At 57.8% G+C, this 10,514-nt stretch carries 8 protein-coding genes and 1 tRNA gene; 5 read left to right on the top strand and 4 right to left on the bottom strand.

Annotated elements, in window-relative coordinates; all coding sequences use genetic code 11:
- The coding region (locus tag ABRP93_RS11075; protein WP_349887960.1) for an oxidoreductase at positions 1–899 on the top strand (899 nt) is incomplete at its 5' end.
- Between the two features lie 125 nt (positions 900–1,024).
- Here the strand turns inward: ABRP93_RS11075 and ABRP93_RS11070 are convergent.
- On the bottom strand, positions 1,025–2,725 hold the full coding sequence (locus ABRP93_RS11070) for an alkaline phosphatase D family protein (RefSeq protein WP_349887959.1): 1,701 nt from the start codon (positions 2,723–2,725) through the stop codon (positions 1,025–1,027).
- A 145-nt stretch (positions 2,726–2,870) separates the two neighbouring features.
- On the opposite strand from ABRP93_RS11070, the gene ABRP93_RS11065 reads away from it, so the two are divergent.
- Both ABRP93_RS11065 and ABRP93_RS11060 read left to right on the top strand, forming a co-directional pair.
- Positions 2,871–3,665 carry a serine hydrolase domain-containing protein gene (locus tag ABRP93_RS11065; protein ID WP_349887958.1) on the top strand — a complete coding sequence of 265 codons (795 nt, stop codon included), beginning with the start codon at positions 2,871–2,873 and terminating at the stop codon, positions 3,663–3,665.
- An 804-nt stretch (positions 3,666–4,469) separates the two neighbouring features.
- A complete protein-coding gene (locus ABRP93_RS11060; RefSeq protein ID WP_284869810.1) occupies positions 4,470–4,886 on the top strand; it encodes a hypothetical protein in 417 nt (138 codons plus the stop codon).
- A 78-nt stretch (positions 4,887–4,964) separates the two neighbouring features.
- Here ABRP93_RS11060 and ABRP93_RS11055 read toward each other — a convergent pair whose 3' ends face one another.
- The 3 genes from ABRP93_RS11055 to aceE all read right to left on the bottom strand — a co-directional run bounded on the left by ABRP93_RS11055 (position 4,965) and on the right by aceE (position 8,948).
- The gene (locus tag ABRP93_RS11055) at positions 4,965–5,753 is read right to left on the bottom strand and encodes an HAD-IIA family hydrolase (RefSeq protein WP_239269712.1); all 789 of its coding nucleotides are present in this window, start codon (positions 5,751–5,753) and stop codon (positions 4,965–4,967) included.
- The gene (locus tag ABRP93_RS11050; RefSeq protein WP_349864331.1) at positions 5,750–6,049 is read right to left on the bottom strand and encodes an acyl carrier protein; all 300 of its coding nucleotides are present in this window, start codon (positions 6,047–6,049) and stop codon (positions 5,750–5,752) included. Before ABRP93_RS11050 ends, ABRP93_RS11055 begins: the two co-directional genes overlap by 4 nt.
- A gap of 154 nt (positions 6,050–6,203) precedes the next feature.
- A complete protein-coding gene (gene aceE / locus ABRP93_RS11045) occupies positions 6,204–8,948 on the bottom strand; it encodes a pyruvate dehydrogenase (acetyl-transferring), homodimeric type (protein WP_349887957.1) in 2,745 nt (914 codons plus the stop codon).
- Between the two features lie 358 nt (positions 8,949–9,306).
- On the opposite strand from aceE, the gene ABRP93_RS11040 reads away from it, so the two are divergent.
- Together ABRP93_RS11040 and ABRP93_RS11035 are read left to right on the top strand one after the other, a co-directional pair.
- A complete protein-coding gene (locus ABRP93_RS11040) occupies positions 9,307–9,705 on the top strand; it encodes a DUF3052 domain-containing protein (RefSeq protein ID WP_023029051.1) in 399 nt (132 codons plus the stop codon).
- A 67-nt stretch (positions 9,706–9,772) separates the two neighbouring features.
- Positions 9,773–9,848 (top strand) — tRNA-Val (locus ABRP93_RS11035).
- Positions 9,849–10,514: the final 666 nt, after the last annotated feature.

Raw genomic sequence — 10,514 nt, 5'->3', positions numbered from 1 at the left:
TGGCATGGTGGAAAGGTACCTCACTTCCCCAGCGAGATGCTGGTTTCAAGGTGTCCACCATCTGGGGGTCAGGTCCTGACAAGGACGGCGTGCTGTTCATGCAGATCATGCACGGCGGCCGTACCAGCCACCCAGACCTCATTGATGGCGCCCAGGCAGAGGCCCCAAGCGCGTTGGATTGGGACGGCCAGGTTCGCGGTTTTGCAGGCAAGATGGATGCACCGGTGCCGCGCGCACTAGAGGCTGATGAGCTCCCGCGCATCGTTGAGGAATTTCGCGCTGCCGCACGCCGGGCCGTCGATGCCGGCGTTGATGGTGTAGAGATCCACAATGCGAATGGCTACCTGCTGCACGAATTCATGGCACCGTCTGCCAACCAGCGCGGCGATGAATTTGGTGGCAGCCCAGAAAACCGGTGGCGCCTGCCAGAGATGGTCATTCGTGCTGTCGTAGATGAAATTGGTGCTGACCGCGTGGGCGTGCGTTTCTCCCCGGCCCACGTTGTACAAGGCATTGTTGAAGATGACGAGGCGGATATGTTGGCCACCTACGGCGGACTTTTGGACGCCATTGCCCCGCTGAACCTGGCTTATGTCTCCTTCCTGCACGCCGAGCCGGAAGGCGAGCTCATCTCGGCCTTGGCAAAGAAGGCCCGTGCCAATGGCGAAACCAAGGTCTTGATGAATGATGGTTTCGGCACTGTCACCACCAAGGAAGATGCCGAGCGCGAGCTGGAATTGGACCACGTGGATGCCGTTGTAGTGGGCCGTCAGCTCATTGCTAACCCGGACTTGGTACGCCGGTGGGAAGAAGGCCTGGCCCTTAATGAGCCAGATCAGGCCACGTTCTACGTCGGCGGCGAGCGCGGCTACATTGATTATGAAACTGCCGCGGACTAACGCGTAGTCCGCGGCAGGTAGGGGAAGAGAGCGCGAGTGATAGAGAGTGAAATATCCCAGAGAGGATCTTTCACTCTCTATATCGAACGTGCACCCAGCGAGCGTTAACAACTGCCCGCTAAATATTATGAACTAAAGCCCTCATCCGGGCGCCATGTCAGCGTGACGGCTTCGTTTACTGGTGCGGCGGGATTGAGGAGATCCTCAACGCGTAGCCAGTGCATTTCCGCAGAATCAGGGCGGATGGTGACGTAGCTATATCCGTGGTGATCGAGGTTGACGTGGCGTGTATGGGGGTTTGCCTCCAAAAGGAAGCGCTCTGCCAGCTTGGAAAGCTCGTTGTCCCCGGGAAGGTGAAGCTGTTCGTTGACATTGGGCGCGGAGACAGATGAGCACACCAATTCGGCCCCGAAGATGTGCCCGTCCTTGCTGATATTATGCGCCCATTCGGAGTGGATATCGCCGGTAACAAAGAGGGCGTGGGAGTCGTGCTTCGCAAGGGCATCGATAAGCATCCGGCGTTCTGCCGAGTATCCATCCCATTGGTCGCCATTGACAGGAATGCCGGTGATATTGGACGACAGCGAGGACGATACGGGTGCCAGCTTGTCGTCGCGCTGCAGGGTAGCCAGGTTCATGGGGGAGAACATGACGGAGTTGCCCAGCATATTCCACGCGGCGGCGGAGGTGTCGATCTTGTTGACCAGCCAGGCGTACTGCTCCGAACCGAGCATGCTTCGCCCCTCGGCGGCCATCCTGGCAGGGCCAAAGAGAATTTGCTTATCGCGGTATGTGCGCAGATCCATCATGGTCAGTTCCACGAGATCGCCAAAGGTCAAACACCGGTAGAGATGGCCATTATCGGATGGATTGCTTGCCCGTACCGGCATCCATTCAAAGTAGGCCTGCATCGCGGCATTGCGGCGATCGATCCAAGCGCCTTCCTTTCCCTCCGTGTGGTTATGGGCGCCGTCCCTCCAAGAATTGTCTGCGGTTTCGTGGTCGTCCCAGACCGCGATCCACGGCAGGGCAGCATGTGCTGCTTGGAGATTTTCATCGGTGCGGTAGCGGCCGAGGCGCGTGCGATAATCTTCCAGTGTCGTAATCTCGTGCGCGGGGTGGTGCAGGCGTACTGGACCGAAACCGGCGTACTCGCGCTGTGGGTATTCGTAAATATAGTCTCCCAGAAAGACCATATAATCTAGTTGCCCGGCTCGTCCGCGCTGAGCGATATCGCCATAGGCTTGAAAGAAACCGGACTCCCAGTTGGCACAGCTGGCTACACCGAAGGTTAGTTCTTCTGGGGATGCAGTAACCGCTGGTGCGGTTTTGGTGCGGCCTACGGGGGAGATTTTATCTTGGGCACGAAAGCGGAAGTAATACACGGATTCTGGTTCGAGGCCGTGAGGATCCACGTGGACCGTGTGATCTTGTGCGGGATCGGTGGTGACTTCGCCGCGCTTGACGATGTCCCTAAACTCCTCATCCCGCGCAATCTCCCATTCCACGGTGGTAGGCGCGCCTGCACCGGAGCCAGGCATCGCATCTGCATCTGGGGTCACGCGCGTCCACAAGACAACAGAATCTGGAATGGGATCTCCGGAGGCTACCCCGTGCAGGAAGGGGCGTTCACCGAGCGTGGGCTCTACCATGTGTGGTTCTGGGCGCGAGGAGAGGCTGCTTTGTGCATGAGCAGTGCTGGCGTTAGCCGTGCTGGCAGTGGTGGTCAGCGCCAAGGCGGCGCCGACTGTGCCGCTGGTTTGGAGGAATTTGCGGCGGTTGACATGAGACATCTCTGATTGCATGCTGTGGTTTCTGCTAGTCATATTCATAAGTTTTCTAAGATTGAAAGGGCCTGCAACCGCTCAGGCCGCATTACACCAGAAATTCCTTTATCAGTAACCACGGGTTTACCTCCGCACCGATCGGCACGCCTTATTCAGAGGTCTAGAGCACAGTAGGCTGGAAGATATGAGCGAGTTGCAGCAGATAAGTCAATGGCCCGTAGATACCGTGGCCGGAGCATTGATCCACAGCGGTGAGGTGATAGACAAGGTAGGCGATACTTCGCGCCAATTTCCGGTTGCCTCCGTTACCAAGCTGGTATCGGCGTACGCGGTGATGATGGCCGTGGAGGAAGGCGCGGTGGATTTGAAGCAGCCCGCTGGTCCGGAGGGTTCGACCCTCGAGCATCTGCTCGCGCACGCCTCGGGTGTGAAGTTCGATTCGCGTGAACAACAAAAACCAGTGGGCGAGCGGCGCATCTATTCCTCTGCCGGTTATGAGTGGGCTGCAGAGATCGTTGAAGGTGCCACCGGCATCGAATTTGCAGAGTACCTGCGCGAAGGCGTGTGCGAGCCGCTTGGAATGTCCTCTACCCGCTTAGAGGACTCGGCAGGGCACGGCTTGGTTTCTACCGTGGAGGATCTCGCTGCATTTGCTGCCGAGGTCCACGACCCGCAGCTCCTGCACCCCAGTACCGTGGCCGATATGCGCCGCGTTCACTTTCCTGGTTTGCGCGGCATCGTACCCGGTTACGGGAGCTTTAAGGATTGCACCTGGGGGCTTGGATTTGAGATCCGCGGTGAGAAAGACCACTGGATGGGAGCCCTGCCTGCCGATGCCACCGGGCACTTCGGCATGTCCGGAACCTACCTCTGGCTGGCCGGCGACTACGCCATGGTGGCATTGACAGACCGAGATTTTGGTGATTGGGCAAAGCCACTGTGGAATGAAACCAATACAAAGATCTGGGAGGCGCTGTAAGGAGCTCCGTCGCAGATTTTCCTTAATAGGAAAACGAAAAAGCTCCCCATTCCAGTGGAGTGGGGAGCTTAAAGCTGCTCTTTTTAGAACACCTGCAGACCGAGGCCTTCGAGGAACATGGCGAACTGGGTGAAGATGCCGTCAACGAGGGAGAGAATCTGGAATCCGAGAGCAGAAGAAAGAACAAACATAGGGGGTTCCTTTCAATAGGGAGAATTCAAACTGGATTGTTTTAATTTATCTCAGTATAAGCAGAGTGCGTGGATCGTGTCAAACTGTATTCTTAATACAAAATAAATGAATATCGACCGCTCTACTGATGGGGCGTGCGTCTCTTTTTCAAATCAGGGGATGAGAGTGGGGTTGGCGCCTGGCTACCCCCGCCGTGGGTTTACCACTTGGGGCTTTTTGGAGAGCTTAGCCCCTAGGGGGACTGGGGTAGTTTTCGGCCGAGGCCCTAGGGGGTGAGCGCTATTGGGCAAGTGTTTCCGCTGCTAACTGCCTTGTGAGCGACTCGTACCGGGACGTTGTTTTAGAGAAAGCGGTTCAAGGGGTAAATTTCACAAATTTCACTGTTGTAACTTCAATTTCTTTAGTCACTTTAATCACAGTCTGGACTTTATGTTGAGGTTTAGATCTTGGGGGTTGAAGTGAAAGTTGAGGGTTGTAGAGGGTGGTGTGGCGCAGGAAAATTGGGTGCAGACGCAAAAGACAGTTCGTTGGGGAAGACGAAGCTCGTCTTGCACTGCGCCGCACGCCACGCGTGTGGCTAGCAGTGGTGATTTGTCGAGGGAGATATCGGCTATGAATACTTGCGTCAATCCAGTGCCGGTTGATCAACCGGCCTCTAACTACACGTGGCCCAGCCGCAATGGTGCGGCCGTCGTGGTCACTGGTGTGCTGAAAATTTCTGGGATGCCGCGTGCGTTGCGCCCAGAGGTAGAACGCGCCATGGATCGGTGCATTCGCACCGAATCGGAGTTCATCGTCCCAGGCGATGACCCGCTGACCGCCCAGTGGTGTACTCGGTGGTACCGCGACGAGATCTCTATGGAGGCGCTCGTGCGCGGTGAGGCGACGGGTTCTGGAATGGATTCTGGCATCGGCATTGGCTGCCACCAGGTGCTTACCGGAACCGAGGTGGAGCTTGCCGCGCTTGAGAGCGCGGTGTGCTACCTTGCGCAGCGCTATGGCTTTAGCGCCACCGTGCGTTTTAGCTAAGACGCACGAGCGAATCGTCGCGAGCGCGGCCAAATTGAGCCCCGCCGCACGAGGTTGGTCGCGCAGCAGGGCTCCATTTTAGGATTCCTCGTCGGCGAAGGGATCCATGATCTTATCGGGAATATCTGCAACCGACTTAAACACGGCGGTTGGGCGGTAAGGATAGCGGGAGATTTCGCGGTCATCGGAAATGCCGGAGCGCACCAAAATGGAGCGCATGCCGGCCTCTAGGCCCGCCTTGACATCGGTATCCATGCGATCACCAATCATGATGGTGTTTTCAGAGTGAGCGCCGATGTGGTTGAGCGCTGAGCGCATCATGACAGGGTTGGGCTTTCCCACGTAGTAGGGCTCGCGGTGGGTAGCGGCGGTGATCAATGCGGCCACCGCGCCGGTTGCTGGGAGCACGCCCTCGGGAGCAGGACCCGTAACGTCAGGGTTGGTGGCGATGAAGCGGGCGCCATTGCGGATGAGGTTGATGGCGGTGGTAATCGCCTCAAAGGAGTAGGTGCGGGTTTCACCAAGGACCACAAAATCGGCGTCATCGTTGGTGAGGATCCAACCGGCCTCGTGCAGCGCAGTAGTCAGACCGGACTCTCCCACGACGTAGGCCTTGCTGGAGCTGGCCTGGGTGGCCAAGAAGTTTGCCGTCGCCGTAGCGGAGGTCCAGATACGCTCGGCCGGAATATCAAGTCCGGTATTGCGTAGCCGTGCCGCCAAGTCGCGCGGGGTGGACATGGAATTATTGGTGAGCACCATGTACTCAATGTCGTTATCTTTCAGCGTTTGAATGAATTTATCGGCGCCGGGGATCATTTCTCCTTCCTTGATGAGTACGCCGTCCATATCGGATAGGTAAGAAATCATTGGTGGTCCTCCAAATAGTCAGCGATATCGCCGATGGTCTCGCAGTTAAGCATTGTTTCCTCAGTAAGTCGCACCTTAAAGAGCTCTTCTGCACGCACGGTGAGCTCTATAAGCTCGAGGGATTCCACGCCGACATCGGAAAGCGCGGTGTCCCTGCCAAGTTCGGCCTCGGTCCCGGTGACTTTGACGATGAGGGCGATGAGCTCGCCCAGCGTATCCCGATCTGGGTCGTGGTCCTTATCCGGGTCAGAACCCTGAAACTTTGCCTGCAATTGGGCACTGAGGTCATTTGCCATAGTGACCAGTGTAGTAGCGATTGGTGCGTGACATAGGAGAAATAGGCTCACGCGGTACTGGTTAGGGGGGATTGGGCGAAAAATAATTTAGGCGCTTCCAGCATTAAGCCGGAAGCGCCTGAGCTACATCTCCATTGTGGAGGTGCGGGCGATATTACTCGCCGCTATTAGGTGCAGTTGGATCATCCAACTTCAGCTCGGAGGCCGCCTTTTCTACGACGGAGCGCTCAATCTCGCCATCGCGGGCAAGGCCATCGAGCACAGCGACGACGATGGATTCCGCATCGTTGTTGAAGAAGCGGCGGGCACCCTCGCGTGTATCGGAGAAGCCGAAGCCGTCTGTGCCCAAGGTGATGTAGGTACCTGGGACGTAGGGGCGAATCTGCTCCTGCAGCTCGGTGGTGAAGTCCGAGACACCAACGAATGGGCCCTCGAAGTCCTTGAGCTGGGAGGTAGCAAATGCCTCGGAGGGCTCCTCGCCCTTGCGCAGCGCTTCCTTATTTCGGCGGGCACCGTCGCGGGCCAGCTCATTCCAAGAGGTCACGGAGAACAGCGATGCCTTGACATCGTAATCCTCAGCCAGCATCTCCTGTGCGCGAAGAGCTTCGTGCACGCCGACGCCCGAAGCCAGGATATTGGCCGGGGTGGAGCCATTCTCGGCGGTATTGAAGTGGTAGATGCCCTTGTGCAGGCCCTCCACGTCCAAGTTCTCCGGCTCGGCCGGCTGGTGGACCGGCTCGTTGTACACGGTGAGGTAGTACATGACCGGCTCGTTGTCTTCGCCGTACATGCGCTCGATACCGCGCGCTACCAAGTGAGCAACCTCGAAACCGAAGGCCGGGTCATAAGAAATGACCGCCGGGTTGGTGGCTGCCAAGACAGGGGAGTGGCCATCCATGTGCTGCAGGCCCTCACCGGTCAGGGTGGTGCGGCCGGCGGTAGCACCGATGATAAAACCGCGGCCCATTTGGTCGCCGGCGGCCCAGAAGGCATCGCCAGTGCGCTGGAAGCCGAACATCGAGTAGAAGATGTACAGCGGGATCATGGCCTCACCCTGGGTGGCATAGGAGGTAGCGGCGGCGGTAAAGGATGCTGCCGCACCGGCCTCAGAAATACCCTCGTGCAGGATCTGACCATCGGTAGCCTCGCGGTAGGACAACATCAGGTCGTGGTCCACCGGCACATAGTTCTGGCCGCGGGGGTTCCAGATCTTCATGGTTGGGAACCAGGAGTCCATACCGAAGGTGCGAGCCTCATCTGGGATGATGGGCACGACGCGCTTGCCCAGTTCCTTATTGCGCATGACCTCCTTGAAGGTGCGCACCAAGGCCATGGTGGTAGCGACTTCTTGCTTGCCAGAGCCCTTGCGCACGGAGCGCAGCTTGTCCAAGGCAGGTGCTTCCAGCGGGGTGAAGTCCGCACGGCGCTCAGGCAGGAAGCCGCCGAGCTCTTTACGACGCTCCAGCATGTACTTGATCTCCGGGGAATCCTTGCCCGGGTGGTAGTACGGCGGCAGGTAAGGATCCTTTTCCAGCTCTTCATCAGAGAAGGGGATCTCCTGCTTATCGCGGAAGTTCTTGAGATCCTCCAGCGTCAGCTTCTTCATCTGGTGGGTAGCGTTGCGGCCCTCGAAGTTGTGGCCCAAGCCGTAGCCCTTAATGGTGTGGGCCAAGATGACGGTCGGCTTGCCGGAGCCCTTGTTCTCCAGGGCGCGGGTATACGCTGCGTAGACCTTGCGGTAGTCGTGGCCGCCGCGGCGCAGCGCCCAGATTTCCTCATCGGAGACGTCTTCTACCAGCTTTGCGGTGCGCTCATCGCGGCCGAAGAAGTGCTCGCGCACATAAGCGCCGTCGTTTGCCTTGAAGGTCTGGTAGTCACCGTCAGAGGTGGTATTCATGACGTTGACGAGGGCACCTTCGGTGTCCTTTTCCAGCAGCTTGTCCCAGCCGCGGCCCCAAATGACCTTGATGACATCCCAGCCGGCGCCGCGGAAGAAGGACTCTAATTCCTGGATGATCTGGGTATTACCGCGCACGGGGCCGTCGAGGCGCTGCAGGTTGCAGTTGACCACGAAGGTGAGGTTATCCAGCTCATACAGAGCGGCGGTTTGCAGCAGGCCGCGGGACTCTGGTTCGTCCATCTCGCCATCACCCAAGAAGGCCCAGACGTGCTGCTTGGAGGTGTCCTTGATGCCGCGAGTTTCCAGGTACTTATTAAAGCGTGCCTGGTAAATGGCGTTAATAGGCCCGAGACCCATGGACACGGTGGGGAACTCCCAGAACCATGGCATCAGGCGCGGGTGCGGGTAGGAGGGCAGACCCTTGCCTTCACCGAGGGAAACTTCCTGGCGGAAGCCGTCGAGGTCTTCTTCAGAGAGGCGGCCTTCCATGTAGGCGCGGGCGTACATGCCCGGGGAGGCGTGGCCTTGGAAGAAGACCTGGTCGCCGCCTGAAGGATCGTCCTTACCCTTGAAGAAGTGGTTGAGGCCGACCTCGTACAGTGGGGCGGCACCCGCATAGGTAGAGATATGGCCACCGACGCCGATGCCGGGGCGCTGCGCGCGGTGCACCATGATGGCAGCGTTCCAGCGGATCCAGCGGCGGTAGCGCTTTTCTAGTTCTTCATCGCCAGGAAATTCCGGCTCCATGTTGGTGGGGATGGTGTTGACGAAGTCCGTCGACGTCAACGAGGGAAGCTCCACGCGCTTGGCGGTGGCGCGCTCCAGAAGGCGCAGCATCAGGTAACGCGCGCGCTCTTGGTCAGAATGGTCCAGCAGACCATCGAGGGAATCCATCCACTCGCGAGTTTCTTCTGGGTCGCTGTCGTGAAGGTACGATGCAACACCATCGCGGATAAGCGGGAAGTTGGAATCGCCCTTGGCGGGGTCCTTCTCGGCCATGTAAACCTCCTAGTTAAGGGTCTGCAGAGTTTATCTCCTACGATACGCGTTCCCAGATCGCGAGTGGGAGTCTAGGCTGTCTAAATCGCGGCGCTTTCCGATGCACCCCCTATAACCTGCGGTTTGCTTCTCTCACCCAGCGTGCAAACGTGGGTAGTATGCCCCTAAACGGCGCTAGTTGTCCCACAAAACAGACGCCGGTGTGAGCAGAAAAGGGCCTGCAAATTGGGGGAAAGGGGTGCTGTAGCAAGTAAAAGACGCCCTGGGGCGTTAAACTACATGTAATAACACGCGCCCTCCCTGCCAAGCACGGGCCGGGCGTGAGCAAGAATTCACCGAATAAGGAAGGAAATGCATAGTGGCTGACGCTGCAGTCAAGCTCGGAATCAAGGAGGGGCAAATCGCTCTAGAGCTTGGTTGGGACGAGGATTGTGATACCACAATCTCTGAATCGATCGAAGCCGTACTCGGTGAGGATTTCCTCGAAGAGGAAAATGATGAGCTGTGCGATGTAGTCCTTCTTTGGTGGCGCGAGGAAGACGGCGACCTCGTGGACGGTTTGGTGGATGCCAGCCGCCCCCTCGCGGATAATGGCTCCGTGTGGTTGCTGACCCCAGGTGCCGGCAAGCCTGGCACTGTTGAGCCTGGTCTCATTTCTGAATCGGCACAGCTGGCCGGCTTGGTGCAGACCAAAGCTGAGCGCTTTGGCGAGTGGCAAGGTTCCTGCCTGGTACAGCGCGGCTACACCAAAAAATAGCCTTCACCAGCTGATTTGTGTAGCTTCGCGATCCTGCGCTACTGTACATAACAGCGCAAGGGCGCATGCGGCTTTAGCTCAGCTGGAAGAGCAATTGGTTTACACCCAATAGGTCGGGGGTTCGATCCCCTCAGGCCGCACCATTTTCAAGTCTCGAGACATCGTTCCTAGAACGGTGGCTCGAGGCTTTTTCGTTGTGCGAAGGTTTGTTTTCGGGGGAAGGCTGCACACCTGGCTTCTACGGTCTAAACGGCGGGTTGAGAGCACCGTTAGAGGGGCTGACTAAGCAACCGAGTAAACAGCCTGCTGGGGTTCCTAAGCCGCAAGGCCGGAGCAGAGGACGACCAGCCCCAGGAGTACGCCCGCGCAGTCAATTAGCTTGAGACGCGCCAGAGTTTTTACACACGCCGTACGGTGCCGAGGATTAACTACCTTGGCCGGAATCTGGCATACCTACACCTGCCATCCCATACCGGAGACCAGCAGATTCTGCCCATTACGTTGTTAGCAGTTCCGCTTGAGGTTACCCAGGATTCGTAACTCTGCCCCCATGCCGGGGCAGGTTATGTTTGTCTGCGTTCCTTTTGCTTTTCTTTTTGAGGAGCAGTGGAACTAGTCGCTGGCTTCGGTATGGCTTATTTTCGTCCCTGTCTGACAATGATCCGGGGGGTGATGCCGCCGAAGGCAGTGACATACTCCAAACTGCTAATAGGAACCTGACCCACATCAAGTGTGTGAGGTCTCAAAGTAATGTGGATGCCAGCGTGAAGTATGTCCGACCACCAGCGATGAAAGAAGTCTCATACTCA

This window comes from Corynebacterium sp. KPL2850 (genome assembly GCF_040225855.1).
In the GTDB taxonomy this organism is placed as follows: domain Bacteria; phylum Actinomycetota; class Actinomycetes; order Mycobacteriales; family Mycobacteriaceae; genus Corynebacterium.
This window is presented reverse-complemented; position numbering and strand designations above follow the sequence as displayed.